Annotated in this window: 23 protein-coding genes and 1 pseudogene; 4 read left to right on the top strand and 20 right to left on the bottom strand. The window is 68.0% G+C overall.

The features are described from left to right. Window positions 1–329: 329 nt before the first annotated feature. The 8 genes from CFB18_RS06080 to CFB18_RS06115 all read right to left on the bottom strand — a co-directional run bounded on the left by CFB18_RS06080 (window position 330) and on the right by CFB18_RS06115 (window position 10,129). Window positions 330–1,358, bottom strand: a complete 1,029-nt coding sequence (locus tag CFB18_RS06080) for an ABC transporter substrate-binding protein (protein ID WP_088570916.1) — start codon at window positions 1,356–1,358, stop codon at window positions 330–332. Between the two features lie 74 nt (window positions 1,359–1,432). Beyond that, window positions 1,433–2,230, bottom strand: coding sequence for an ABC transporter permease (locus CFB18_RS06085; protein WP_159461603.1), 798 nt, complete (start codon window positions 2,228–2,230; stop codon window positions 1,433–1,435). Further along, a complete protein-coding gene (locus CFB18_RS06090; protein WP_088570918.1) occupies window positions 2,227–2,979 on the bottom strand; it encodes an ABC transporter ATP-binding protein in 753 nt (250 codons plus the stop codon). The genes CFB18_RS06085 and CFB18_RS06090 overlap by 4 nt, the downstream gene beginning before the upstream one ends. 10 nt (window positions 2,980–2,989) lie before the next feature. Continuing rightward, complete coding sequence (locus CFB18_RS06095; RefSeq protein WP_088570919.1) at window positions 2,990–4,090, bottom strand: pyridoxamine 5'-phosphate oxidase family protein; 1,101 nt, start codon at window positions 4,088–4,090, stop codon at window positions 2,990–2,992. Window positions 4,091–4,553: 463 nt separating this feature from the next. Beyond that, window positions 4,554–5,702, bottom strand: coding sequence for an NrfD/PsrC family molybdoenzyme membrane anchor subunit (gene nrfD / locus CFB18_RS06100; protein WP_159461605.1), 1,149 nt, complete (start codon window positions 5,700–5,702; stop codon window positions 4,554–4,556). Beyond that, window positions 5,699–6,367 (bottom strand): TorD/DmsD family molecular chaperone, encoded by a 669-nt coding sequence (locus CFB18_RS06105; RefSeq protein WP_088570921.1) that lies wholly within the window; start codon window positions 6,365–6,367, stop codon window positions 5,699–5,701. Before CFB18_RS06105 ends, nrfD begins: the two co-directional genes overlap by 4 nt. A 12-nt stretch (window positions 6,368–6,379) precedes the next feature. Continuing rightward, window positions 6,380–9,214 (bottom strand): molybdopterin-containing oxidoreductase family protein, encoded by a 2,835-nt coding sequence (locus tag CFB18_RS06110; RefSeq protein WP_088570922.1) that lies wholly within the window; start codon window positions 9,212–9,214, stop codon window positions 6,380–6,382. Window positions 9,215–9,226: 12 nt separating this feature from the next. Beyond that, on the bottom strand, window positions 9,227–10,129 hold the full coding sequence (locus CFB18_RS06115; protein ID WP_088570923.1) for a 4Fe-4S dicluster domain-containing protein: 903 nt from the start codon (window positions 10,127–10,129) through the stop codon (window positions 9,227–9,229). A gap of 209 nt (window positions 10,130–10,338) precedes the next feature. Here CFB18_RS06115 and CFB18_RS06120 point away from each other — a divergent pair, with 209 nt between their 5' ends. Genes CFB18_RS06120 through CFB18_RS06130 form a run of 3 tightly spaced genes read left to right on the top strand, consistent with a single transcriptional unit; the run spans window position 10,339 to window position 14,218 of the window. Then, on the top strand, window positions 10,339–11,253 hold the full coding sequence (locus tag CFB18_RS06120) for a PhnD/SsuA/transferrin family substrate-binding protein (RefSeq protein WP_088570924.1): 915 nt from the start codon (window positions 10,339–10,341) through the stop codon (window positions 11,251–11,253). A 1-nt stretch (window position 11,254) separates the two neighbouring features. Beyond that, window positions 11,255–13,576: a GAF domain-containing protein gene (locus CFB18_RS06125; RefSeq protein WP_159461606.1), complete on the top strand. Its 2,322-nt coding sequence runs from the start codon at window positions 11,255–11,257 to the stop codon at window positions 13,574–13,576. Window positions 13,577–13,579: 3 nt separating this feature from the next. Then, entirely contained in the window at window positions 13,580–14,218 is a 639-nt protein-coding gene (locus tag CFB18_RS06130; protein ID WP_088570926.1) for a response regulator, read from the top strand. A gap of 37 nt (window positions 14,219–14,255) precedes the next feature. Here CFB18_RS06130 and mltG read toward each other — a convergent pair whose 3' ends face one another. The 3 genes from mltG to ruvB are packed head-to-tail and all read right to left on the bottom strand — an operon-like array spanning window position 14,256 to window position 16,940. After that, window positions 14,256–15,416: an endolytic transglycosylase MltG gene (gene mltG / locus CFB18_RS06135; RefSeq protein ID WP_200808103.1), complete on the bottom strand. Its 1,161-nt coding sequence runs from the start codon at window positions 15,414–15,416 to the stop codon at window positions 14,256–14,258. 7 nt (window positions 15,417–15,423) lie between these two features. Continuing rightward, complete coding sequence (gene ruvX, locus CFB18_RS06140) at window positions 15,424–15,861, bottom strand: Holliday junction resolvase RuvX (RefSeq protein WP_088570927.1); 438 nt, start codon at window positions 15,859–15,861, stop codon at window positions 15,424–15,426. After that, window positions 15,849–16,940, bottom strand: a complete 1,092-nt coding sequence (gene ruvB, locus CFB18_RS06145) for a Holliday junction branch migration DNA helicase RuvB (protein ID WP_088570944.1) — start codon at window positions 16,938–16,940, stop codon at window positions 15,849–15,851. The genes ruvX and ruvB overlap by 13 nt, the downstream gene beginning before the upstream one ends. Before the next feature lie 607 nt (window positions 16,941–17,547). Here ruvB and CFB18_RS06150 point away from each other — a divergent pair. Next, window positions 17,548–19,026 carry a hypothetical protein gene (locus tag CFB18_RS06150; protein ID WP_088570928.1) on the top strand — a complete coding sequence of 493 codons (1,479 nt, stop codon included), beginning with the start codon at window positions 17,548–17,550 and terminating at the stop codon, window positions 19,024–19,026. A 15-nt stretch (window positions 19,027–19,041) separates the two neighbouring features. Here the strand turns inward: CFB18_RS06150 and CFB18_RS06155 are convergent, their stop codons facing one another. The 9 genes and pseudogenes from CFB18_RS06155 to CFB18_RS06195 all read right to left on the bottom strand — a co-directional run bounded on the left by CFB18_RS06155 (window position 19,042) and on the right by CFB18_RS06195 (window position 26,183). After that, entirely contained in the window at window positions 19,042–19,395 is a 354-nt protein-coding gene (locus tag CFB18_RS06155) for a phage holin family protein (RefSeq protein WP_088570929.1), read from the bottom strand. A 61-nt stretch (window positions 19,396–19,456) separates the two neighbouring features. Next, complete coding sequence (locus CFB18_RS06160; RefSeq protein WP_159461607.1) at window positions 19,457–20,086, bottom strand: nucleotidyl transferase AbiEii/AbiGii toxin family protein; 630 nt, start codon at window positions 20,084–20,086, stop codon at window positions 19,457–19,459. Continuing rightward, window positions 20,083–20,457: a hypothetical protein gene (locus CFB18_RS06165; protein ID WP_088570931.1), complete on the bottom strand. Its 375-nt coding sequence runs from the start codon at window positions 20,455–20,457 to the stop codon at window positions 20,083–20,085. The genes CFB18_RS06160 and CFB18_RS06165 overlap by 4 nt, the downstream gene beginning before the upstream one ends. A gap of 214 nt (window positions 20,458–20,671) precedes the next feature. Continuing rightward, window positions 20,672–23,914 carry an ATP-binding protein gene (locus tag CFB18_RS16225; RefSeq protein ID WP_088570932.1) on the bottom strand — a complete coding sequence of 1,081 codons (3,243 nt, stop codon included), beginning with the start codon at window positions 23,912–23,914 and terminating at the stop codon, window positions 20,672–20,674. Window positions 23,915–23,965: 51 nt separating this feature from the next. Beyond that, the gene (locus CFB18_RS06175) at window positions 23,966–24,556 is read right to left on the bottom strand and encodes a protoglobin domain-containing protein (protein ID WP_088570933.1); all 591 of its coding nucleotides are present in this window, start codon (window positions 24,554–24,556) and stop codon (window positions 23,966–23,968) included. Window positions 24,557–24,627: 71 nt separating this feature from the next. After that, a pseudogene (locus CFB18_RS16230) lies at window positions 24,628–24,762 on the bottom strand (nitrosocyanin); the annotation flags it as partial. A gap of 55 nt (window positions 24,763–24,817) precedes the next feature. Further along, window positions 24,818–25,243: an OsmC family peroxiredoxin gene (locus CFB18_RS06185; protein WP_088570934.1), complete on the bottom strand. Its 426-nt coding sequence runs from the start codon at window positions 25,241–25,243 to the stop codon at window positions 24,818–24,820. Between the two features lie 11 nt (window positions 25,244–25,254). Then, on the bottom strand, window positions 25,255–25,557 hold the full coding sequence (locus CFB18_RS06190) for a glutaredoxin family protein (RefSeq protein WP_088570935.1): 303 nt from the start codon (window positions 25,555–25,557) through the stop codon (window positions 25,255–25,257). Then, window positions 25,554–26,183 (bottom strand): MarR family winged helix-turn-helix transcriptional regulator, encoded by a 630-nt coding sequence (locus CFB18_RS06195; RefSeq protein ID WP_088570936.1) that lies wholly within the window; start codon window positions 26,181–26,183, stop codon window positions 25,554–25,556. The genes CFB18_RS06190 and CFB18_RS06195 overlap by 4 nt, the downstream gene beginning before the upstream one ends. Between the last annotated feature and the right edge of the window lie 77 nt (window positions 26,184–26,260).

The following is a 26,260-nucleotide window of genomic DNA, read 5'->3' on the forward strand; positions in this document are numbered from 1 at the left end:
GATGGCCTGCATCCCCTCGTAATCGAAGCGGCTGGGGGTAGCCATGGGCGAATCCTCCGGATGTTCGAGATGCTCCATATAGATGATAGACATCGGCTTGCGCGTCTCGTTCTTCTATGCTGGACAAGGGCGAGGAGAGGACTTGAGATGGAAGGCTCCCCTTTTTGAGTGTCAGGGGGTGGGCTCGGAATCCCCTCGGAGACGTCGCGGCGGTTCTTCGGGGAGGGGGTGCGCGCAGCGGATGATCCGCGATGTTCTCTCCGAGCTTCGATCGGGCGGGCAGATGCCCACGGCGTCTGCCCGCCCGCTGGGTGGGGAAGCCGGCGAGCTCACCGGCCTCGGGCCTTTTGGAGCAGCTCGTTGGTGAAGACCCGCTCGATCTCCACGGGTTTCGGGATGGCGTTGTAGCGCCGCAGGACCTCATACAGGGCTTCCCACTGCTCTCGGGTCTGCCAGCCCAGGCCATGGGCTCGCGTGACCTCCGACTCCGCGTCCTTCAGCTCGGTCTCCAGCATGAAGCGCATGTGGCCCCGGTCCGCCTGAGGCGCGTATCGGAGCACGATGTCCACCGCCTCCTCCGGGTTCGCCCGCGCGTCCTCAATCCCCTTCAACGCCGCCCGCAGGAAGCGGACCAGCAGGCCCGGATCCCGCTGGATCTGCTCCTCGCTGGTCACGTAGGTCAACCCCAGGGTCGGCACCCCATAGTCCGCGGCATCCCACATCACCAGCTCGTAGCCCATCTGCTGCAGCAGATAGGGCTCATTGGACTTAAAGAGGGGATACACATCCACCAGCCCCTGGACCAGCACCCGCGGGTCGAAACCGACGTTGACCAGCTCCACCCGATTTCGATCCACCCCGGCCGCCTCCATAATGGCGAACAGGTCCGGGGGAGGCGTCCCCTTGTAACCCACCTTCTTGCCCTCCCAATCCTTAGGGGTCTGCATCCCCGAGGACTTCAGGGCGGCGAAGGCCTGCTGCCCTCGCTGGCCGATGAGGGCGATAGAGACCAGAGGGAGCCCCGGGTCCGCCCGCCGCTGGAGCAACACCGCCGCGTCCTGGGTGGTCACCTGGACGCCCCCGGCCATCAGCAGCTGGAGATGCTCCCCGCGGCCGGTGGAATGCTGGATCTCCACGTCCAGCCCTTCCGCGGCGAAGTAGCCCTTCTCCTTCGCCACATACACACCGACGAAGGGCAGGTTGGCCTGGGGCTTGTAGCCGGCCATGAAGACCATGTGCCGGAGGGCCGGGGTGGGGGTCGCCGGCGGGGCCGGCGTGGTGCACCCCGCTATCAGGATCAGCACCAGGACGATCCCTGCGCGAAGCTGCGCGCCGATGGAATTGCTGAAGAACCGCATCGTCACCTCCGAAACGATGGGGATGGGATGAAAGGCGTTGGGCCTTCTGAGGAAAGGCCCGAGGACGCGCGGCCTTAGGGGTGTGCCTCCTCCGGGCTCCACCAGCGGGCTCGCCGTTCCAGGAGGGCGGCCCCGGTGTAGCCGGCCAGGCTGACCGCCGCCAGGATCAGGGCGGCGGCGAACAGGCGGGGCATGTCCAAGTTGGTTTGGGCCAGCCACATGGTCCGCCCCAGCCCGCCCGAGGCCCCGGTCCATTCGGCCACCACCGCTCCGATCAGAGCCAGGGGGATGGCGGTCTTCAGGGCGGCGAAGGTGTAGGGTCGCGCCGAAGGCCACCGCAGATGGCGGAAGATCTCCCACGCCGAGGCGTCCCACGCCCGCAACAGCTCCAGCGCTGCCGGGTCCACCGCCCGCAGTCCGGTCATCAACGGGACGAGGGCCGGATAAAAGGTCAGCAGGGCGGTCATCAGCACCTTGGGGAGCGGCCCGAAGCCGAACCACAGGGTGAGGATGGGGGCGATGGCCACGAGCGGGATGGCCTTCAGCAGCAGCACCAGGGGCATGATCGCCCGCTCCAGGGGCGGCCAGAAGGCCGTGGCCACGGCCAGGGCCAGGGCGACGCCCATCCCCAGCGCCAGGCCGGCAGCGGCCTCCCCCAGGGTTACCCCCGTTGCCTGGAGATACAGCCCCCGCTCCGCCCAGAGCGTCGACAGGATCACGGAGGGAGCGGGGACCAGATACACCGGCACCCGGGCCTCGCGGACGATCAGCTCCCATCCCAGGAGGGCCAGCGGGAGGGCGAGGAGGGGCACCCATGGGGCCAGCCGCGCCCCCGAACGCAGGCGAGGAAGTTCCATTTCCATCGGGCTCATCTGGCGCCTCCCATCAGGGCTGCTCGAACGCGCTCCACCCATTCCCCGATCCGGCGCTCGTCGGTTCGTGGGCGCGGATCCGGGAGGGGGATGCGGGCTCGGATCCGGGCGGGGCGGCCGGCGAGGACCACCACCTCATCCCCCAGACGGACCGCCTCGTGGAGGTCGTGGGTCACCCAGAGGACGGTGGCGCCGAAGGCGCGCCACAGCCGCTCCACCTCCTCCAGCAGTTGTGTTCGGGTCAGGGCATCCAGGGCCGCGAAGGGCTCATCCATCAACCAGACGGCGGGGCCGGCGGCCAGGGTGCGGGCCAGGGCGACCCGCTGCTGCATGCCCCCCGAGAGCATCCGGGGGTAAGCCCGTTCGAACCCCTTCAGGCCCACCATCGCAATGAGCTCCTCTACCGTAAGGGGCGGCCGGAGGGCACGGCCGTTCACCTCCAGGGCGAGGCGGATGTTGCCTTCCACCGTGCGCCAGGGCAGCAGCGCCGGTTGCTGGCCCATCCAGCCGATGCGGCGGGCCGCCCGGGCCTGCGCAGGGGAGAGCTCCCCGATGCGGATCCGACCGGCGGTGGGCGTCAGCAGGCCGGCCGCCAGGCGGAGCAGGGTGGATTTGCCACACCCGCTGGGGCCCACGATCACGGTGAAGGAGCCGGGGCGGACCTCCAGGTTCAGGTCCTCAAAGATCACCCAGCGGCCCGAGGGGGCCGGGAAGGCGTGGTGAACGCGTTCCATCCGGATCTCCAGCATCCTGGGCCCTCTATCGATCCGCGGAAGGGATCACGCCGCGGCGGCCTTCCATCCGTTCCGGGAGGATGCGGAAGATCTCCCGAAGCCCCGGAGGCGGGCTTTCGAGCCGGTAGCGAGCGGCCAGCCGCGCGGCCAGGCCTTCGGGGCCTTCCGGGAAGATATCGGGGACGGCCCGGCCTTCCACCCGGACCCGTCGCAGGGGCGGCCAGGGCTCATCGATGAGCAACGTGACGTGGGGGTGAGCCCGGATGTAGCCCGGCCATCGGGAGCCCGGGAGGGCAGCGATCCAGAGGGCCGGGCGCTCCCAGAGATACCATACCGGCACCGCATACGGCCGGCCGTCCGCTCGCAGGCCGATCAGCCGGGCGATCCACGGCCCCTCCAGGAAAGCAACGATCTCCTCCGAACGGAGCCGTCGCAGGGAGAGCCCTTCCGGCTCGGCGGCGTAGGGCTGATACGCGGGGGCGCCCAGCCGGAGGGAGAGGCGAGCCGCCGCCGCCCGCAGGGCCTCGAAGAGGGCAGGCGCCGCGCGGGAGGCCGGCAGACGGACCGCCAGCGCCGCGGCAGGGTGGCGGCCGTCCGGGCAGATGGGGGCCGCAGCTTCGATTAACCCCCCGATGCGCCGACGGGCGATCCCTTCCCGCCGGATCCGCCCCCAGCGGGGGCCGGTTCGATGGGCGGCCAGGAAGATCCATCCGGGGGCGCTCCCATCGAGGGGAAGGCGGTCCCCCACGGCCCAACGGCCCACCAGGGGATGGGTGCCCAGGACTGCCTCGAGGACCACCACTTCCCCTCCGGCCGGGCGCAGCAGCGCGAGGCTTTCGGCGAACCCGCGGGCCTCGGCCCGGAACAGCTCCCGCAGCGCTTGTTCCGGGTGTGCCTGGGCGGCCAGCGCCCACCAGCGGGGGCCCAGGCGGTAAGGCCCGCGGGGGCCGGCCTGCTCCAAGTAACCGTGGGCCTTCAGGGTGTTCAGCAGCGCGAAGAGCCCGGTGCGGGAGAACCCGAAGCGCGCCTGCAGCGCCGCGGGGGCGACCCCCTCCGGCCGGGCGGCGATCCACTCCAGGATCCGCAGCGCCCGCTCCACCGCCGGCACCTGATGGATGTAGGCCAAGGATACCTCCGGTTCATTAAAGAAAACTATAATTTACTATAGCAGACTTTAGAGATCCGTCAAGCTCGCCCGGGGCTGCGGGTGCGTCCCAATTTTGTCGGCTGGGTGGGCGAGGGCATTGCCCTCGCCCACCCATGTAGGCCAACTCTGAGCAGTTGGTCCACATCGGGCTGGGCTTCCGACGATTTTGGGACACACCCCGGGGCTGCGGCAGGGCTTTCCGGTTTTCCAGAGGCGGGGTGGATAAGGGCGCTGGGGGATTGATTCCAGATCAACGGGTTCCAGACATGACAGGTAGGGGCGACCCGCCGGGTCGCCCCTACCGGATCCGGCCGTGGCCCCGAAAAACCGGAGAGCGCTGGGGGCTACGGCGTGTTTCAGGGCGGATCGAGCGTAGGGAGATAATCAGGGTCAGGCGGAGACCCGCCTGACCCTTTATCGCGCTTCGATGCCGCCGAGGGGCTCAGGAGGAGTGGGATGGATGCGCGATGGGGATCAGGCGATAGGCGGCCAGGAAGATGAGGGCGGCGGCGGAGACGATGCCCACGGCCAGCAGCCATTCGGTGAGGGTGGGGAAGTAATCGAAGCTCAGGCCCGGGCCGGTGAAGGCGAGGCGCAGGGCCTCGAACTCGGGCACCACCAGCGCGGGGATCACCAGGTTCAGCTTGGCGCTGAGGCTGGTGAAGGCCACGAGCCCGCCGGCGGCCGCCAGGACGGCAGGCCGAGCCCCGGGCAGGAGCAGCAGGATCAGCGGAAGGACCAGCCCCAAGGCGATCTCGAAGATCCAGAAGACCCAGGAGAACGGCCCGAAGAGGATCAAGCGCAGGGCCTCCACCCGGCTCGGGACCCCCGCGTAGAGGGTGGTGGAGTATTCCGCCCAAAGCAGCACGAGGGTGAACAGGAGCAGGCCCAGCACCAGGCCGCGCAGGAACCGGAGGGCTTCGGCGTCGGCGTGGCCCAGGAGGATCGAGAGGAAGAGAACCAGGGCCGCTCCGCCCAATGCGCCATCGGCCAGGAAGCGGATGGGGATCAGAGCGGATTCCCACAGGCCCTGGGCGCTGACCACCCCGAAGAGCGCCCCCTCAGCGCCTCCCATGATCACGGCCAGGAGCAGACCGAGGCCGAACAGCGGCCGGATAGCCGGGCTCTCCGGCTGCGCCTTCTTGAGATAGACCAGAGCCAGGAGGAGCAGCCCGTAGATCAGGTAGAACCAGGCCATCCAGGCCATGAGCGAGGTAGGCTGAGTCGAAAGATAAAGCTTCCAGAAGCGGAGGGGATGGCTGAGGTCGAGCCAGATGGCCAGCAACCCTCCGGCCAGGGCGGCCAGGGCGGCGAAGAGGGCGATCCCACTCAGGGGCTGCAAGGCTTTCACCCGCAAACCTTCTCCGAGGGCGGCGACAGCGAAGGCCCCGATGGAGATCCCGGCCAGGGTGGTGTAAACGGCCACCCACAGCCCCCAGGGGACGTAGGTGTTATAGGCAGCGACCGTGTGCCCGCCGGTGAGGCGCTGGATCAAGCCCACCACGCCGGCCAGCAAGCCAACGATGGCGATCCCCCACAGGATCCTCTCGACAGCGCTCATCCCCCGCATGATCTTCTCTGCTCGGCTCATGAGGACCTCCCGGTGCATTCGTTGGATGGCAGCGAATCAGAGTGCTCTGCAAGGACAGCGTCCAGCCATTCCAGATCCAGCCGGATGGCCTCGTGGGCGAAGGCGGCCAGCCCGGTGAAGAAGGGATCGGTGGTGTTAGAGGCCAGGGCCTCGCAGAAACGTGGCAGCCAGGGTAAGACGTGTCGGCGGAGGAACTCCCGGCTGGCCTGCAGGATCCGCCAGCGCTCCGCGTCATGGGTTGCCTCAGCAGCCCGTCGGGCCAGGTAGGCCAGGAAGCCCAGCTCCAAGGCGATGTGGTCGGGCGGGATCCGCCAGTTGGTCTCCGGCATAGCGGACCACTGCAGGTAGAAGCGGCGGACGGCTACCGCCGCGGGGCCCATCAATCGCTCGCCATGCAAATAGAACGAGGCGAAAGGAGGGGCAGGGACGCGGCCGGGGCCTTCCATCAAGCGGGTCATCTCGATGTTGAGGGCCTCGATCAAAGCCCGGTCGTTGACCGCGTCCCGGATGCGGCCTTGCAGCTGTTGGAGCCCTAAGGCCAGGGGCGAGCCTGGCTCCAGGGCCAGGCTCGCCACCGCGTTCAGGACCTTCTCGGTCAAGGGGTAAGAGAAGAGGGCCCGCAGCAGGCTGTAGAGACCTTCGCGTTCTTTCAGCTCGCGCTCCATCACCGGCTCTCCTTAGCCGAGCTTGCGGACCTTAACGATCACATCACCGTAGGCGGGCTGCCCCATGATGGGCGACAGGTTCTCGGGATCCACCAGGGCGTTGTGGTTCGGTGTGATGTCTTGGAAGGCCCACGTCTTGCCCAGGCCGGGGCTGAAACGCCCGCCTCCGCCGAACGGCAGCCGCAGCACGCCGGGCCGGATGGTCTCCACCAGGACGACCTTCCCACGGGTCTTGAACCCCTGCGGCGTCTCCAGTTCCACCAGATCCCCCGTCTTCAGCCCGAGGCGCTCCCCGTCAGCGCGGTTCATCTGGATCACGCCGATGGACCAGGTCCCGCGGGGGATGCGCACGCGGCGGCCGGTCGGCGTAGGCCCGTTCTCCCCGAGGATCACCTCCTCCACCACCCGTTCGTCGTTCAGCGGCATCCAGAGGTCCTCCGTGGGCAGCCGCCCCAGCCAGTCCACCATCTGGGTGCCGGACATGGCGTGGTGGATGCGGCCGGAGATCACCTGGAAGGGATACTCCTCCCGATACTTGGCGTAATCCGGGTTGGTGTAGGGGTTCCAGCGGGTTTCGAACCAGTAGAAGGTGGAGGGATACTTCTGCCAGCCGAGGCGCGCGATGCTGGGCGGCGTCTCGCCGGCCTCCTCGATCAGCTTGTTGTATTTGGCGTAACGGCCTTTGCGCTGCACCTGGCCGTCTTTCTCCACCGTGTAATCCCAGACGAACTCCACCTTCTTGCTGTCGGTCTGAAGCACCCCGCCGCCGTGGAACCGCTTCCAGCTCATGGGCCACACCGCCACGCCGTGGTGCTCCCGCAGCCACTGGACGGTGAGCGGCTCCCCGCGGATCTCCTTCTTCTCGTCATCGATCTGCACGCGGCCGGCCTCCAGGGAGTCCGGCGTGCCGAGGAGCTTGTAGCCCTTGGGCAGGTTGGGGTAGGGGAGCGGCTCTCCGGTGTTGGGCCGCCCGGGGGCTACCCGCAGGGCTTCGTTCCAGAAGTCTTCCTCGGTGGGGTATTTCTCCCAGAAGTCCTTCGGCTGGATGTCGGGATCACCCTTTTCGTGGAGTTTGCGAGCCAGCGCCCAGCAGATCTCATACTGGGTCTTGGATTCATACATCGGGCGGATGACGAAGTCGCGCAGGTAGAGCACGGGATGGACCGGATAGATGTCCGAGAGGCTCATGCGCTCCATATAACTGGCCTCGGGGAGGACCACATCGGCGTAGAGCCCCGTCTCGAGGAAGACGGTATCGATGTAGACCACCAGCTCCACCTTGTAGTTCCCCGTCTCGTCCTTCGCCGTCAGGGCCTCGATCCATTTCTGGGTGTTGGAGCCGGTGATCACCGGGTTCCCGGTGCGGATGAAGTAGGCTTTGATGGGGTAGCGGTGGCCGCGGAACGGGCCGTAGCGCAGGGTGACCCCTTCGATGAAACGGCGCGGGTAGTCGCCCACCACATCATCCCACGCCGCCGGCCAGTCTCCGTAGCCGTCCATGTGGAGCTCCTCGATCTTCCCCTTGACCTCCCGGCCGTTGACGATGCGGGTGACCTCGCGCTTGAGGAAGTCCCCGCCGGAGGCTTTGCCGCCCTTGCTGCTCTTGACCAGCTCCGTGTCGATGGCCCCGCCCGGGACCTCCATGTTCCCGGTGATGACGTTGAGGGCGGTGCCCAGGATGGAGGCCGTGTAGCCGTTGTAGTGGTGGCCGATGCCGTTCATCCCCCATACCAGGGCCGCCGGCTTGGTGATCCCGAAGGTGTGAGCCAGCTCGGCGATGGTCTGGGCGTCGATGCCGGTCCGCTCCGCGGCCCACTCCAGGGAGAAATAGGGCAGCCCGTTGAGGGGATCCTTGCGGTCCCACCAGCTCCGGAAGGCGGCCTCGAACTCCTCCCAGCCCTGGCTGTATTCCTTGAAGGACCAGTCGATGTAGCGGCGGAACGGATCGTCGTCCCGGTGGTTCTCCAGGATGTAGCGCAGCATCGCTGCGAAGAGGTCGGCGTCCGTCCCGGGCCGGATGGGGATCCAGCGATCCGCCTTGGTGGCGGTGTTGGAGAAGGCGGGGTCGATGACGATGATGCGGGCTCCGGCCAGCTTGGCCTCCACCGTGCCTCGGGATTCGTAGTTGATCCGGGTGGCGGTGAAGGGGTTCCAGCCGACGTAGATGATCAGCCGGGTGCGGTAGCTGTAATCGTTCTTCAGGCTGCCGTCCGGCTGCCGGACCAGCACCGGGCGCATGATGTCAGGCTCGATGCGCTTGCCCCCGAACATGAGCTTGGGCCCGTGGCGGCGCGGCGTGTCGCAGATCGAGCCGTGCTCCACGGTGTGGGGCGTGCCGAAGGCGCGGAAGAGATAGTAGTAAGGATCCCGATCGGTCACGTCCCCGCAGTCCATGATCACTGACTCGGCCCCGTATTTCTGCTTGATCTCGATGAGCTTCGTGGCGATGTAATCGAGGGCCTCCTCCCATGAGACCCGCTTGAATTTGCCTTCTCCTCGCTCGCCCACCCGGATCATCGGGTATTTGATCCGGTTGACGTTGTAGACCAGCTGCAGGCCACTCACCCCTTTGGCGCACACGGTCCCCGAGTTATAGGGGACGTGGATGTTGCCGTAGATGTTGGAGATCACGCCGTTCTCGACCTCGACAGCGAGGCCGCACTCGGCGGGGCACATCACGCAGGCGGTGTAGACCACCCGCTTGCCGGCCTCCTGTTGCTGTCGGGCCTCGCTGGCGCTGAGGGTTTTGAAGCCGTGGCCCAGGGCGGCCATGGCCGCCAGGCCTCCGGCGGAGGCCCCGGCCAGTTTCAGAAAATCCCGACGGGAGATAGTTTTGGTCGCGATCATCCCGGACCTCCCTCAAACCAGGTAAAAGACCTTGGGCTCCGTGCCCAGCTCCTCCTTCAGGCGGATCACATTGGGCTGGCTGACCAGCTCGGCGACCAGGCTCTGGGGATCGTTCAGATCCCCGAAGTAGGTAGCCCGCCCCATGCAGGAGAGCACGCACGCGGGCAGCTGCCCCCGCTCGATGCGATGGAGGCAGAAGTGACACTTGCGCACGTTGCCGACGGGAGAGGCATCCCGGCGTCGGAGGCGGCCCTGGCCATATTCGGGGGAGGGGAGCAGCTCATAGGGTTGGGGCTGGCCGCCCTCGAAATCGCTGTAGAAGTAGCCGGCGTCGAAGGAGCGGGCGGCGTAAGGGCATGCGGTGATGCAATAGCGGCACCCGATGCACTGGTCATAATTGATCACTACGATCCCATCGGCCCGCTTCCACGTCGCCCCCACCGGGCACACGGGAACACAGGGCGGGTTTTCGCACTGCATGCACGGCCGCGGGATGAAGCGTCGGGAGACGTGCGGGTAAGTCCCCCGGGTCTCCGTCAGCACGGGCCGGTAGGCGATGCCGGGCGGCAGTTTGTTCTCCGAGATGCAGGCCACCGTGCAGGCGTAGCATCCCACGCATTTGCGCAAATCGATGACCATCGCCCAGCGTCGCTGTTCCACCGGCTTCTGCAACGCCCGTCGGAGATCCTCCATCATGCGCACCACGGGGTGTTGCCCGCTCATCGCCTCCGGGAGCTCAGGGGGTGGCTCCAGCTCCCCCACCGGGGCACCCGGTGGGGCCGCCTCGACCTGATCCAGGATCCCCTGTGCGGCAGCAGGGGCGATCAGGGAGGCGAAGATCCCGCTGGCGAACCGCGCCAGGAACGCCCTCCGCGTCGCCAGGTCCGGCTTTCGAGTGCGGTTTTCTTGAACCATCGCATGCGCTCCCGAGCGAAGCTTTCCTTCGATTTCGAGCATAAAGGACCTGTGCCCTCCATGGGCCTGGGGCTCCTCCGGAAAGGAGACCTGGGAATTTTCCCAGTTCCAGACCCGGAAGGATCCGGGGACGTAGCCACCCGTCTTCATCCCCGTTACAATGGAAACGGGGCCAGGGCGCATAGCCGTCTGATCCTGCGGAGGCTCTGATGCGGGGGATGCCCTGGCAGATCTTCCTGGTCTTCGTGCTGGTTGCCTGTCAGAGGGAGCCTGCCATCCCGGTTCGCCTCTCCGAATCCCTCCTCCCTTCGACGGCCCTCCGCGTCTCCCTGGAGGCGGATGGCCCATGGATCTGGAGCTTCGATCGGCGGCTGGAGCCCAAGGAGGACATCCGGATGAACGCCTCCCTCCTCCGCTGGTTGGAGAGGCAGACCGGGCTCCGCTTCCGCCTTCGGATGGCGCCGCGGGGGCAGAGCGTGGCGGATGAGATCTGCGCAGGCCGGGTGCACTTCGGGATCGTCGGCACGGTCACCTACCTGCAGGCGTATCATCGGTGTGGGGCGCGGATCCTGGTGCGGGGCCGCAACCGGGAGGGTCAGGATACTTACCGGGCGGCCATCGTGGTCCCGCCGGATAGCCCGATCCGGGATCTTGCGGATCTGCGAGGGCGGTCCTTCGCCTTCGGCTCCCCGAACTCGACCCAGGGTCATTTAATCCCTCGCCTTATGTTGCAGCGCGCAGGCCTCACCTTGCACGACCTCCGCGCGTATGCCTTCCATGACTCCCACGCCGCCACCGCCAACGCGGTGATCAGCGGCCGCTACGACGCGGGAGGGCTGCAGGACACCCTGGCGCTGGCCCTCGCCGAACGGGGGCTGGTGCGCATCCTGGTCCTCTCAGAGCCGTATCCGTCCAGCGGCATCATCGCAGGGCCTGGGGTGCCGGAGAAGACAGCCCAGATGGTTCGGGAGGCGCTTCTGACTCTGGATCCCGTGGGGCGCGATCGGGCCTTCCTGTATCACTGGGAGCGGTCCGAGATGCCCCTGGGATTCGCCCCGGCTCGGGATGAGGAATACGCGGATCTGTATTGGATCGCCCGGGAGATCGGCTTGCTGGAGCCATGAGATGAGTCGTCTCTGGTTGTGGCTGGACCGCTATCTGCCTCGGCGCTTGACCACGCGCCTCATCCTGGCGCTGGTGATCCTGGTGGTGTCCGCGGGGGTCATCACCACGGGCATCCTCAACGCGCTGCTCGTTCGCACCCTGCGGGCGGAGCTGATCCGCAGCGGGCAGTCCCTGACGCGGGCGCTGGGGGAGAACCTGGCCAACGCCCTGGCGGAGATGGATCTGGTCACGGTCCAGGAGCTCCTGAACGCCGTCGTCCGGGAGAACGGCGATGTGATCTACGCCTTCGCGGTCGCCCCGGACGGGCGGGTGGTGCACACGTTCCCGGACGGCTTCCCGGCCGATTTGCTGCGGCTGATCCCCGCTCGCCCCGAGTCCGCGGGTGAAGGCCTCTTGTTGAAGACCGAACGCGGCCTGGTACGGGACTTCGCCTACCGGCCGCTGGATGGGATCCCGGCGGAGATCCATGTGGGCCTCAGCGAGGCGCGCATCGTCGCGTTGCAGGCCTGGGTGACCCGCTTTCTGATCGGACTGACCGCCCTCGGCTGTCTGGTCGCGGCCGGGATGGCCTACAGTTTCGGCCGCGTGGTGGTTTTCCCTCTGGTGGAGCTGGCCCGTCAGGCTCAGCGTCTGGGCCAAGGTCACCTCGATGAGCGGGTCCATCTGCCGCCCGGCGGGGAGATCGGGGATCTCGCCCGTGCCTTCAACCAGATGGCGGATGAGATCCAGCAAGCGATCCGTCGGCTGCAGGATTCCGAGGCGGGCTATCGCAACCTCTTGATGGCGGCCAGCGCGGTGGGCGAGGGCATCGCCCTGATCGGGGCGGAGGGCCCGGAGGAGGGGAAGCTGCTCTTCGTCAACGAGGCCTTCGCCCGCCAGCTGGGCTGCCGGCCGGAGGAGCTCCTCGGGTTGAACGCGGCCAGCATCCTGCCTCCCCGTTCGGTGGAGATCGCCTCCCGGCTCTGGCAGAGCCTCCGCCAGGGGCAGCCCGTCGCCCCGGTCGAGCTGGTGGTGACCGACCGGGAGGGTCGATCTCGTGTCCTGGAGACCATGGGGACCCGCATCCGCTATCAAGGCCGATGGGTCCTGGTCTGGTTCGCCCGGGACATCACCGAGCGCAAGGCGCGGGAGGAGGCCCTCCGCCGTCGGAACCGCGAGCTGATGGCGCTGAACGCGGTGGCCCTGGCCATGGGGGAGTCCCTCCCGCCGGACCGCCTTCTACAGCGCGTTCTGCAACAGGTTCTGAACGCCCTGGAGCTCCAGGTGGGTTGGATCTGCATGCTGGATGAGGCGGATCAGCCCTATCTGGCCATCTGGTACGGCCCGGAGCTGCTGTCGGTCCCTTCGATGGAGTCGCTGTTCAGCTTCCCGGTGTGCCGTTGCGGCCAGGTGTTACGGGATGGGCGGCCGGCGGTGGTGGGGGCCTCGGAATCGGCCTGCGCCGTATATCGCATCCGTTCGCTGCTCGGGATGCCTCTGGTCTGCCATGCCGCGGTGCCGATCCCGATCGGAGGGCGCGTCCGCGGGGTTCTGGGGGTGGCCGCGGAGGATCTGGAGGCGTTCAACGAGGCGGAGATGGCGCTGCTGGTGACCGTGGGGCAGCAGATCGGCCTGGCCCTGGAGAACGCCCAGCTCTGGGAGGAACTGCGTCGCAAGGAGAGGATCCGCGGGGAGCTGCTGGCTCGCCTGATGCGCGCCCAGGAGGAGGAGCGCCTCCGCATCGCCCGCGAGCTTCACGATGGGATCGGCCAGTCCCTGAGCGCGCTGGTCTTCGGGCTGAACGCGGTCAGCCTGGCCCTCACCCAGGCGCCCTCGGAGGTGCCCCGGTTGCTGGATCGTCTGAAGATCTCCGCCAGCGAGACCATCCGGGAGCTTCAGACGATCATCTATGATCTGCGCCCCACGCTTCTGGACGACCTGGGCCTGATCCAGGCCCTGAAATGGTATACCCGGGAGCGCCTTGAGGCGCGCGACGTCCGCGTGATCTTCGAGATCCCGGAGCACGTTCCGCGCCTCCCCCCTGAGATCGAAACGGCGCTCTTTCGGATCGCCCAAGAGGCCATCACGAACATCTGCAAGCATGCGGAGGCGACCGAGGCGCGCATCCGCCTCGCGTTGCAGCCGGGATGGGTGGAGCTCGAGATCGCGGACAATGGGATCGGCTTCGTCTGGTCAGAGGTCCAGAAGGGGGATGGCGCCCGCCGAGGGTGGGGGCTGCTCGGGATCCAGGAACGGGTGGAGTTGCTGGGCGGGGAGATGAAGATCGAAAGCGCGCCCGGGCAGGGGACACGCCTTCGGGTTCGCCTGCCGATGGGAGGGTAGGAGATGGGGATCCGCATCCTGATCGCCGATGACCATGCGATCGTGCGCGCCGGCATCCGGGCGCTGCTTCAGCTGTATCCGGATTTCGAGGTCGTGGGCGAGGCGGCGGATGGCCATGAGGCCATCCTTCAGACGCGCCGGCTGCAGCCGGACATCGTCCTGATGGACATCGGGATGCCGGGGATGGATGGCCTGGCAGCGACCCGCGAGATCGTCCGCATTGCCCCCCGCACCCGGGTGCTGATCCTGAGCCAGCATGAGAACCGGGAGTATGTGATGCCGGCGCTGCGAGCGGGGGCCTCCGGCTATGTGCTCAAGCGGGCCCCCGATGAGACCCTGATCCGGGCGATCCGAGCGGTCTACGCCGGTGAAACCTATATGGATCCTCGCCTGACGGACCTCCTGGTGGAAGAGGTGCGGCGCTCCGGGGAAGGGCCGACGGATCCCCTGGAGACCCTCAGCGAGCGGGAACGGGAGATCCTGGTCCTCCTGGCCCAGGGGAAGAGCTATCAGGAGATCGCCCAGACGCTGTTCATCAGCGTGAAGACGGTGGATTTCCACCGGGCGAACCTAATGCGCAAGCTCGGCCTGAAGAACCGCGCGGAGCTCGTCCAGTTCGCCATGCGCCGGGGTCTGATTTAGGAAGCTCGCCCGGTGCGCCGGCTTCTCGGAGGACCGGTCAGGGTGTTCCGTGGCAGCGCCGGAAGTTCCGGAGGTGTTCCTCCTGGGTGCGGGCAAACCAGTGGCTGCCGTCTTTCTTCAGGCAGTCCGCCATGAAGTAGAGATAATCCGTCTGCGCCGGGTTGAGGACCGCCTCGATGGAGGCCAGGCCCGGGTTGGCGATGGGCCCGGGAGGCAGCCCTGGATAGCGATAGGTGTTATACGGGGAGTCCACCTGCAGGTCGTCTAAGGTGAGGGGGCTCTTCCACCACGTTTTCTGATCCGCCTGATACCCCAGGGCGTACTGCACCGTGGGATCGGCGTCCAGCTTCATCCCGATGGCCAGCCGGTTGAGGTAGACGCTGGCAATGAGGGGGCGCTCCGCAGGGAGGACAGCCTCCCGTTCCACGATGGAGGCCAGGGTGACGACCTGATGGAGGGTGAGTCCCCGGGCCCGGGCGGCAGCGATCCGCTCCGGCGTCACCTTGCGCCCGAAGTTCTCCAGCATCCGCGCGATCAGATCCTCCGCCGTGGCGTCCCGGGCCAGCCGGTAGGTGTCGGGGAACAGATAGCCTTCCAGCGTCGCCCCCGGCGGCAGGTCGGCGAGGAAGGCGAAGCGGGCGCGCCAGCGCATCCCATCCCGCGCGGCGGACAGGACGGCGGAGGCCGAAAGATGGGTCTGGGCGGCGACGGCCTCGGCCACCTCCTCCAGGCGCAGGCCCTCCCGGATGCGCACCGTCCACTCCGCCTTGCGGCCGGCGCGGAGGGCCTCGGCGACCTGCGGGATGGTCATTGTTTTGCGGAGCGTGTATTCCCCTGCCTGGATCTCCCGGTCCAGGCCGTGATAGCGCACATAAGCCCGGAAGAGGAAGGCGTCCTGGATCAGGCCAGCCTCCTCCAGGGCCTGGGCGACCTCGGTCACGGACTGGCCGGGCTGGATGACGAAGGTCACCGGGGTGGGATCACTGCCGGCGGGCTGTTGCAAGTCGTCCCGGCGCAGGAACAGGTAAAGGCCTAACCCCCAGTCCAGGGGGGAGCCCGAGAGGGTGGGACCGGCGCCTGCGTCCGGGCGTCCGAGGCGGGGGAGGAGGGCGGCTCCCAGGGCGCCGCAGAAGAACACCACAGTCCCGATCATCAGGAGCCATCGCCAAAGGGAGCGGGAAGCACGTCGTCGGGCCATGCGGGCTTCACTCCGAGGGGGGATCTTCGCGGGGCTCAGGGGCCCGCTGCGCTTCCAGGTAATCCTGTAAGATCACCGCCGCTGCCTCGGCGTCCAGGGGCTCCCGGCGTCGGGCGCCCCGCAGGGCCCGATAGGCGGCGGCGGTGACGGTGGAGAGGCGCTCGTCCCACAGCACCACCGGGACGGGCAGCCGCCGGGCCAGGGCTTCGGCCTCCCGGCGGACCCACTGGGCCTGAGGCCCCTCCGCGCCCGAGAGGCTGCGGGGGAGGCCGATGACGATCTTTTCCACCTCATGCTCGGTGATCAGGCGGCGCAGGGCTTCCACCACAGCCCGCCGGGAGGTGCGCGGGAGGATAGTCAGGGGGCGGGCGATGGTGCGGGTGGGGTCGCTGAGGGCGACCCCGATGCGTTTCTCCCCGAGATCCAGGGCCATCACCCGTCCCATCCGGCCGGCTCCATGGGCAGGGGAGGCTGGGCCGCCTCGCCGGGGTAGGGGAGGCCCAGGTGCTCGTAGGCGCGGCGGGTCAGCACCCGGCCGCGGGGTGTGCGGTCCAGGAAGCCCAGCTGCAGCAGGTAGGGCTCCACCACGTCCATGATCGTGTCCGGCTCCTCGGAGAGGGCCGCGGCCAGGGTCTCCAGGCCGACCGGGCCGCCGCCGAACTTCTCCGCCATGGTGCGCATCAGCCGGCGGTCCAGCTCGTCCAGCCCCATGGGATCCACGTCCATCAGCCGGAGGGCCTCGGCGGCCACGGCGCCGGTGATGACGCCGTCGGCGCGGACCTGGGCGTAGTCCCGGACGCGGCGGAGGAGGCGGATGGCCACGCGGGGGGTGCCGCGGGCACGCCGAGCGATCTCCCGCACGCCCGCCTCGTCGATCTCCACCCCCAGCACCCGGGCGGCGCGGCGGACGATGGTTTCCATCGCCGGCAGATCGTAGAAGTCCAGGCGGAAGATGGCGCCGAAGCGGGCGCGCAGCGGGGCGGTGAGCAGGGCCAGGCGGGTGGTGGCGCCGATGACGGTGAAGCGAGGGAGGCTCAGGCGGATGCTGCGGGCGGCCGGTCCCTTCCCGATGATGATATCTAAGGCGAAGTCCTCCATGGCCGGGTAGAGGATCTCCTCCACAGCCCGAGGGAGGCGGTGGATCTCATCGATGAAGAGGATCTCACCGGCCCGCAGGTTGGTGAGGATGGCAGCCAGGTCCCCGGCGCGCTCGATGGCGGGGCCGGAGGTGATGCGGATGGGGACGCCCATCTCGGCGGCGATGACGGTGGCCAGGGTGGTCTTGCCCAGGCCGGGGGGGCCGTAGAAGAGCAGGTGATCGAGGGGCTCCCCGCGGGCCCGCGCCGCTTCGATCAGGATGCGCAGGTTCTCTTTCACCCGGTCCTGGCCGATGAACTCCTCCAGCCGCTGGGGTCGGAGGGCGAGCTCGATCGCCTGCTCCTCCGGGCGGCGATAGGGAGCGATCGTCCGCTCCGGCTGGGCCGGCTCGGGCACGGGCGGATGCTCCGGCGATGAACGATCCATCGTCTCCTTCCGACGCGCCACTTCACGCCTCCTGAGCGGCGGGTCTGGGCATCCCGACCGCTCCCGGATTGGATTATACCCTCCGCCAGGGCCTCCCGGCTCTCCTTCGCACCGGGCTTGCGCGTCGAATGAATTCGACCTCAAAAGGCCTTCGGCCGGTGGTCGGCCTGCGCCGACCGGGAAGACGTTATTGCGTCGGCGGAGGCCGACGCCTGGCGCGGAGTGCCTGGGGAGGCCGATTTCCATCGGCGTGGAAGGCCTTCGGCTGGTGGTCGGCCTGGGTGCCGAATGAATTCGGCCTCAAAGGGCCTTTGGCCGGTGGTCGGCCTGCGCCGACCGAAGGAATGGTCTTTGCGTCGGCGGAGGCCGACGCCCGGCGCGCAGCGCCTGGGGAGGCCGATTTCAATCGGCGTGAAAACGGCGAGCCCCTCGAGTGAAGGCGGACGGACGAATTCGTGTATTCGCGTCTTGATTCGTGGACGGCCTCTGTCCCTGCAATGGGCAGCCGGGCATTCATTCCGATCGAACTTATAATTGGGAACCGGCCGGCATCGTTGGGTCATGCGCCCCTACCCCTCATGGATGCCCTCCTCAAGGGATCAGCGAGATGGACGGATCTCTGAGCCGAGAGCAGATCAGGGAAGGGATACTCCAGCGGATCACCCCCGCGCATCTGCTGGCGTTCACAGTGCTGGTGGGGATCTTCGTCTTCCTCAACACTCACCCTATCCGTCCGCATGATTTCTGGTGGCATCTGGCTGCGGGCCGCGAGATCGCCCGGACGGGGCGCATCCCCCTCGTGGACACGTTCTCCTACACGCGGGCGGGGGCGCCGTATCCCTCCTACGCGATGTACTGGCTGGCGGAGGTCCTCTACTACGCGCTTTACACTGCCGGCGGCCCCGCCCTCATCGTGTTCTTCCACAGCCTGCTGATCACGGCGGCTTACGGGCTGATCCTGTGGGCGGCGTGGGAGGCGGGTGGGCCGCGGGCGGCAGCGGCCGGGACGTTGCTGGCGGCGGCCCTGGGGATCGATGACTGGAACGTGCGGCCGCAGGCCTTCGGCTTCCTGGCCGGCGCGCTGTTCCTGCGGGCGCTCTCGGGGCTGGAGCGCTCCCCGCGCTGGCGGTGGGCCTTCCCCCTGGGGATGTTCCTCTGGGTGAACACCCACGGCTCCTTTCCCATCGGGCTGCTGATGGCCGGCCTCGCCGTGGCGGAGGCGGCATGGCGGGTGTTCCGCGAGGAAATGGGGAGAGAGGCCCTGGGGCTGCGGGCGCAGGCCTTCGCGCTGGCCCTGCTCAGCACGGGGCTGAACCCGCGGGGCTTCGGCGTCTACGAATACCTGGCGATGATGGCCCGCAATCCGATGCTCCGGAGCCTGGTGCCGGAGTGGGCGCCGCCGGGGCTGGACCGCCACGGGCTGCTGTTCTACATCGCTCTGGCAGGGGTGGGGGCGTTGCTGCTCCTGCCGCCCCGCCGGATGGATCCGGGCCTTCTGTTGCGGCTCGGCCCCTTCGCCGCCTTGGGGCTCTGGACCTCCCGGGGGATTGTGTGGTTCGGGATGGTCGCCGCGCCGGTCGTGGCGGAGCGGATGGCGGGGTGGCTTCGGGGGCGGGCGGGGGCGGGGATCCCGTGGATGAACGGAGTGTTCCTGGGGATGCTGGGGGTGATGGCGGCGGCCTCCTTGCCGTGGTGGAAGGGGATGTGGCCGCTGCCCCCGGCCAAGGCGGGTCTGATTTCCGCCGAGACGCCGGTGGCGGCGACGGCGTTCCTGTTGCGGGAGCGGCCGCCGGGTCCGCTCTTTCACGCCCTTTCCTTCGGGAGCTATCTGATCTGGGCGGCCCAGCCGGACTATCCGGTGTTCGTGGACCCGCGGTTGGAGCTATATCCGATGGCGGTCTGGGAGGACTACCTGGCCATCAGCGGGGCGGCGCCGGACTGGGAGACGCGCCTGGCGCGCTACGGCGTCCGGCTGTTGATGCTCAGCCCGGCCGAGCAGCCGGCCCTGATCGCCGCCGTGGCCGGTTCCCCCCGCTGGGAGCGGATCTACCGGGACGAGGCCGCCGAGATCTGGCGGAGGCGGTGAGCCCAGACTGATGGACTATTTCTTTTCCCGCACCAGGAGGGTCAGGCCGAAGCTGACGATGGAGAGCAGGACGGCGCCGATGAGGGCCTGGAGGAAGCCGCTCACTTCCAGAGGGGTGAGGGCGGCGACCAGATAGAGGATGAAGGCGTTGACGACGAAGGTGAACAGCCCCAGGGTGAGGAGGTTCAGGGGAAAGGTCAAGAAAAGCAGGAGGGGACGGATCAGGGCGTTGGCCAGGCCCAGCACCAGCCCGGCCAACAGGATGCCCTCCAGCCCCGCATCCGGCTGGAAGGACACCCCGGGGTAGATCCGGGAGATCACCCACAGGGCCACCGAGTTCAGCGCCCAGCGGATCAGAAAGCGTTGCATCGAACACCCCCACGGCGATGGAATTCCGCGAGCCCCACCATCTGCTTGGCGACCGACCAACTCATCCTTCCGGCTTCTCCTGCGGGCCGGATCCTTCCAACGGGTTCCCCCCGGTTAACCGCTCCATCAAATCCAGAGCCAGGGAACGAAAGCGATCCTTCAGGCGCTTCGGCTCGAAGGGCCGGACCATCTGGACCGGCCATCGTTCGGGATCGTCCGGGAATCCCTCGGCCCGGCTCAAGGCCACGGCAAACCCGTAACGGTCAAACCCCGGATCCTTCCGAGCAGCCAGCTCCATCAAATGTTCCAGGGAATGCTCTTCAAGCAGAAAGTAAAGGTCAACCGCATCCCGAGGTTCTGCACGTCCGTAATAGGCCAGGGTTTTTTCCGCTTTGAGGTCCTCCCAAGCGTTGACCAGAACCCCGTATTCTGATAGGAGAGGAGGAGCGAATCGAAAGGGAGCATCCAATGCCAGATCCAGACGGATCTCCTCCCCGGCTTTCTCCAGGAGCATCTCCACGAACGTGGCGAAGCGCCGGATGATTTTCACCCCCCATTCCTTTTCCCGGAATCGCCTTTCCAGCACTTGGGAGAAAGGCCCCACCAAGCCTTCTTGCGTGGTGAACAGATCCAAATCAAACGAAATCCGATGTCCGAGATAGAACTCCGCCAGGGCCGTTCCGCCCGTCAAATAAAAGTGCTCCTGGTCGGGCAGGGTGGCCAGGAGGATGAGCGCTTCCTTCTGGGCCGGGGTGAGGAGACCTTTACCTTATTAACAAGACCCTTCCTCTCCAGAAACATCTCCCAGAGGCGGTGGAGCGGAGATGGCAGGTTCAGCTCGTCGAGGATCTCCGCCACCTCCTTCAAGTCCAGCGTCTGGAGGTCCTCCTCCCGGCCGTGAAGGAGGACCTGGCGGATATACCATTTGCGCTGGAAGGGATCCCGAAGGTCCAGGCGGTCTGTGCTCCAGACCAGGTGGCGCGGGGGCCGTCCGGGCTCCGCGCGCTCCGCCTCTGCCCCGGATCCTTCGGGAAGCCCCTCCGCAGGTTCTTCGATCCGCATCAGTCCCTCTCGCGTCGGATTCGAAGGCTGCGCGGCCCTTCTCTTGATTTTCGCGGATTCAGGGATTTGGGGCCAGCGGTCGCTGTCCATCGTAGGACAACTGCTCGCAGTTGTCCTACAAAGCGGCCAGGCCCGACAAAATTGGGATACACCCCTGTCTGGAGGAGGGGGATCCGGTAAGGGGCGCGGGAGGGCGCCGGCCCGGGGCGGCGCTTCAGCTTGAAGGGTTCTCCGCCTGAAGCAGGGGAAGGGAAAGCGAGGGCTCCACACCCAGGTCCTGTCGCATGCGGCGGCGGAAGCGCTCCAGGGTGCGGAGGGCCAGGGCGCGGCGCCCCAGCGTCCACCAGGCCTGGACCAGCAGCCCGCAGGCGGCCTCGTGATAGGGGTCCCGTTCCAGGAGGGCCTGAGCCAGGGCGGCCACATCCTCCCAGGCCCCTCGCTCGGCCAGGAGGCGAGCGGCCTGCTCGGCGGCGTTCAGGTAGAGGGCGAGCAGCCGCTCCCGCTCCGGGGCGGCCCATTCCTCATATCGGCATTCCTCCAGAAACTCCCCCTGATACAGGGCCAGCGCCTGGCGGAGCCATCCCAGGGCGAGCTCCGGCTGCTCCGCGACCTGCTGCCGGGCCCGGTCGATCAGGCTCGTGAAGAGATCCGCGTCGATGTGGAAGGAGGCCTGGGGGTTCAGGCGGAGGAACTCCCCCTCCCGGATCACATAGAACGGCGGCTCCCCGGGCCGCCGGGCGGGCTCCAGGGCTCGATGGAGCGCGTGGAGGGTCACCCGGAGCTCCAGGGCGGCGCTGGAGGGATCGCGACCCGGCCAGAGGGCCTCCATCACCTCCTCCCGATGCACCGGACGCCGGCGGTGGGCGATCAGGAACTGGAGGAGGCGGCGGGCGGGTTTGCGCTCCCATGCCTCCGGCGGGATCTCATACAGCCCCCGCCAGACCCGGAAGGGGCCCAGGGTTTGCACGTAGAGGGGCGGATGGCGGCCCCGGCTCCTCTCGGGGACCGCCCAGGGGCCAAAGGGCATCGCGGAGGCGGCGGCCTGGAGGACCTGCGGGAAGAGGTGCTGCAGGTAAACAGGGAGCAGCCCGGCGGACAGGGCGGCCTGCACCAGCGTCATCCGTGACCCTGCGTCATGGAAGCCCAGGAAAGGGGTTCCGGTGAGCATGAAATCATAGCCTTCCGCCTGGATGATCTGGAGCGCCTCCTCCAGCCACGGCCGCGCGGCCTCCAGATCTCCCCGGCGGAGCCACGCCCATGCCCGCCAGAGCCGTCCCAGGGTGCACAGATAACGCTCCCCGCAGCGGAGGCCCATCCGGATTGCCTCTTCCAGCCAGCTCGTGCCCCGGGGATCCTCGTTCTGGGCGGCCGCGATCCCTTGGGCCAGCCGCATGGCGGCGGCCAGATAGGCATCCCCGGCCTCCTGTAGGATTCGTGCGCCCTCCTCGGCGTGGGCGTAAGCCAGCCCAGGCCGCCCCTTCATGCCCTCGACCCGGGTGAGGCCGAGATGGGCCTCCGCTTCGAAGCGAGGGACCCGGATCTGTCGGGCGACCTCTAAGGAGGCCCGATAGGCCTCCTCCGCCCGGCGGAGGTCGTAATCGGGGCCGGAGAGCCAGCCATGGCCCAGGCGGGCCAAGGCAACACACTCCACGATCGGCGAGCGGAGCTCCCGGCCCACTCGCAGGCCATGTTCGGCGTAGCGACGGGCCGCTTCCCCTTCCCCGGTCATGGCGCAGATCCAGGCGAGCAGGACGGTGGCCTCCCGATGGGAACGGGGGATCCGCTGCCGCTCTGGCCCCCAGGGGGCGGTTTGCAGGAGGCCTTCGACGAGAAGACGGGCCTGGGCCAGCCGGCCCTGACGGATCCGCAGGCGAGGCTCGACATCGGGGAAGAGGGCGCTGGGATCCTGACAGCGCACCCGCTCCAAGAGAAGGTCCGCTCGCCTCAGTCGTCCGGCGTTCAGCAAGTTCTCCGCCATCAGCCCGAGCAGACGGATCCGCTCGCCCGGATGGGAGCGGGTCCGGCGCCAGGCCTCGCGCAGGAGGGGGGCGGCTCGGGCGGGTTGGACGGTGTCGAGGAAGACCATGACCTGGCCGATGAGGGCCTGGACCTCGGCGGCGGCGTTGCCCCGGCGGGCGGCCTCGTGGCGGGCCCGGGCGTAGCCCGTCAGGGCCTCGTCGAAGCGGCTGAGGAGGCGGGCGGCATCAGCCCGGGCGATCCGGAGGCGGGGATGCTCCGCCAGAACCGAATCGGGGAGGCGATCCACCCACTCCGCCAGTCGAAGATATCGGCCCTGCCGGATCATACGGTCCGCGAGGGCCTCCAGCTGATCCGCGGCCTCTTCGAAGGCGCCGGCCATCAGCAGATGGACGATGGCGGCCTCCAGCTCCCCGTGTTGCCCGTAGCAATCGGCCGCCTGTCGGTGGAGCGGCCGCAGATCCCCCAGGCGGAGCTGGGCCTGGCGTTGCAGGAACTCCTGGAAGAGGTGATGGTAGCGCCAGCGCCCCTCGCCGGCGCTGATCAGGAAAAGCCCCCGTCGCTCCAGCTGGGGAAGCAGGCGTCCGGCCTCCGGGTCCTCCAACAGGGCTGTGCAGACGGATGGAGTCAGCTCGTGGAGGATGCTGGTTCGCAGCAGGAAGCGCTGGACCGGCTCGGGCTGGCGGGTCAGCACCTCCTCGGCCAGATACGCGAAGAGATCGGGCAGGGCCTCCGGCAGGCGATCGAGCAGGGTTTCCATCGCCTGGGGCCCACTCTCCCGCAGGTGGTGCAGGATCATCCACAACGCGATGATCCAGCCCTCGGTCTCCTCGGCCAGCCGGCGCGCGGCCTCCGGGCTCAGGGGAAGCCCCTGGGCGGCGAATAGCTCCTGCACCTCCTCCGGGGTGAAGGCGAGATCGGCGGTGGTGATCTCCCGGAGCTCTCCGTGCGCCCGGGCCCGCGCGCTGCCCCGCAGCTCCGGATCGTGCCGGGTGATGAGGACCAAGTGAAGGGCCGGAGGGATCTGCTCCAGCCAGCGCTCAAGCAGCGCACGGATCTCCGAGCTGTCCGCAAGATGATAGTCATCCAGGACCAGGACAGTCTCCCGGGAGAGGCGATCCACCAGATCGTTGGCCAGGGCATCGAGGGCCGCGAAGCCCCCGGGCTCGTGGAGTCGTTCGGCCGCGGAGCGACCCAGCCGGGGGTCTAGGGACTGGAAGGCGTAAATCCAGTGGGCGAGGAAGCGCTGGGGATCGCGATCGGCTTCCGTCAGGCTATACCAGAGATAGGGCCAGGGACCATAGCTCAGCGTCTGGGCCACGGCGGTGCTCTTGCCGTAGCCAGGATCCGCCTTCACCACCGCGACCGGAGCCTCCAAGGCCTCCCGAAGTCGGGCCTCCACCCGGGGGCGTCGCACCCAGGTGGGTCGGGGGCGAGGCGGGATCAGCCGGCTGCGCGCGATCCGATCTTCCAGGGCCATCGCCGGGGGCGTGGCGGGCCCCGGCCCGGCCGGGGCCCGCCACGGGATGGATCACCAGTCTCCCTCCCGTGTATAAGGATAGCACCAGAGGGCCACCTGCATGATGACCGACTTGGTCCAGGCCTGGTGCATCTTCTCCACGTCCTCCGGGGAGTGACCCTTCTTGGCCAGGAAGGGCCGGATGGTGGACGTGATGGGGTAAATGAAGGCGATGAGGTAGCGCATCGGGATGTGCGGGACGGAGCGGACCCCGTCGGTCTGGTTCTTCTTGGTCCGGTGATGGCGCAGCCCGATCTCCTGCTGGTAGTTCAGCCAGTCCTGGTCGTAGGGGCGGTTGCAGGTGTCCAGGATCCACTGGCCGAAGCGCCGACGAACGGCCTGGAGGTAGTTCATGTCGGGCTTCCCATCGGGCCCCGAGAAGTAATAGACCAGGTGCGGCTGAGAGCCCACCCAGCTATACCAGAGGTCCAGGATGTCCTCCACCTGGTCGGCCAGGACCTCCCCGGCCATCCGCAGGTAGCGGACGTCCTCCTCGGTGAACATGGTGGCCTTCTGGAGATCGGCGAACTCCTCCATGGAGACGGGGGAACGGGCCGCTTCGGCTGTCCCATAGGTGTAACCGGGGATCGTCTGCACGGACATGGCGGACCTCCTTTTGGAATTTAGGATTGAATCCGTTAAAGGAGGAGACCCAGGGCTCCTCCCTTTCCGGCTTATGGGATCACGTTCAGTGTGCCGCGCAGGTGGACGTTTTGGGGATGCAGCTGGCACCAGATCGTGAAGGCGCCGATCTTATCCGCCTTGAAGGTGATGGTTTTCGTCTCCCCGGGCTTGATCACCTCAGAGATCCTCCTGGAAGGGATGGAAACGCGAGGGACGACCGAGCGTTCTCCCCCGCTGCTTTCACACCTGCAGGGTGATCTCCACGTTGCCTCGCAGGGCGTTGGAGACCGGGCAGACCTGCTCCGCCTGCTGCGCCAGCTCTTGCAGGCGATGGCTCTCCAGGCCGGGAGCCTGGGCCTCGACCTGCAGGACCATCCGGGTGATGCGCAGGGCTGCGGGATCCCAGGCGCAGGTGGCGGCCACCGTCAATCGTTCCGGCCGGTGGCCGGCTTGGGTCAGGACGTGAGAGAGGGCCATGGCGTAGCAGATGGCGTGGGCCGCGGCGAGCAGCTCCTCCGGGCTGGTGAGCCCCTGGGGGGCCTCCGCGCGGCTGGAGAAGGTGACCCGCAGGCCGGAAAGGGCTCCGCTTCCGACCTGAAGGGTGCCGCTTCCCGTCCGCAGGTCTCCTTCCCAGATCACCTGGGCCTTTCGCTCGACGAGGGGCATGGCTGGCCTCCTTACAATGGGTTCTCGGGGTTCTCGCCGATGGGGATCGCATAGCCGGCCCGTCGCAGGGCCTCGTCCAGCTGCTCCACGGTGGGCTCCACGATGTAGAAGGCCTCGTCCCCGAACACGATGGTCGGGGTGCTGCGGAAGCCGCGGTTGAGACGCTCCACGTAGCGGGCGGCCTCCTCATCCTCGTCGATGTTGATCTCGATGAAGGGGATGCCCAGCGCCCGCAGCCGTTCGCGGGCCAGCTCGCTGTCCTCGCAATCCGGTCGGGCATACATCCGGATGGGCAGGGGACCTCCGTGGGTCATGCCGGCACCTCCTCACGAGGAGTGAAATCCGGGCACTCGGTATAGGTATCCGCATCTGGCAAGGGGGCGTCCATGAAGGCGCAGTGGTGCGGGGCGGCGGGGTTCTCCGGGTGGGCGTAGGGGCGGAAGAAGGCGCAGCCCCAGCACATCTCATAGACCACCACGTGGCCGCCGGCCGCCAGACGGCGCACGATGTGCTGCAGGGCCCCCTGGAGGGTTTGCTGATTGGGAAGGGGGAGCTCCGCGATCGCCGCCTCCAGGTCATCCAGCAGGCCCTCCAGATCCGTCACCCGGCGCCGCCCGTTCCCCGTCAGGCGCAGGGTGATGATCCGATGGTCCTCCGGCCATGGCTCGCGGGCCACCAGGCCCTTGCGCTCCAGGGCGTCGGCCACCTCGCTGGCGGTGGCCAGTGTGGCCTGCAGGCGCCGGGCCAGCCCGCCGATGGTGCGCACGCCGGGGCGCGCATAGGCCAGGAAAAGGAGCGCCTGAACCTGGGCCGGGGAGAGGCCGTGGGCCTGGCCGGCCCGGCGCAGCATGAGCTGGATGGCCTGGGCGATGCGGTAGAGGGCGATGGCGATCTGCCCGGACATCCACTCCGATCGCACGCGCGGGTTGAAGGGAGACATCGGCGTCGCTCCATTACTTAGGAGTCCGAAGCAATTATAGCGAGGGCGCGGGGATCTGTCAAGGGGGTGGGGGAGCG

The sequence above is a fragment of the Thermoflexus hugenholtzii JAD2 genome, from assembly GCF_900187885.1.
Taxonomy (GTDB): domain Bacteria; phylum Chloroflexota; class Anaerolineae; order Thermoflexales; family Thermoflexaceae; genus Thermoflexus; species Thermoflexus hugenholtzii.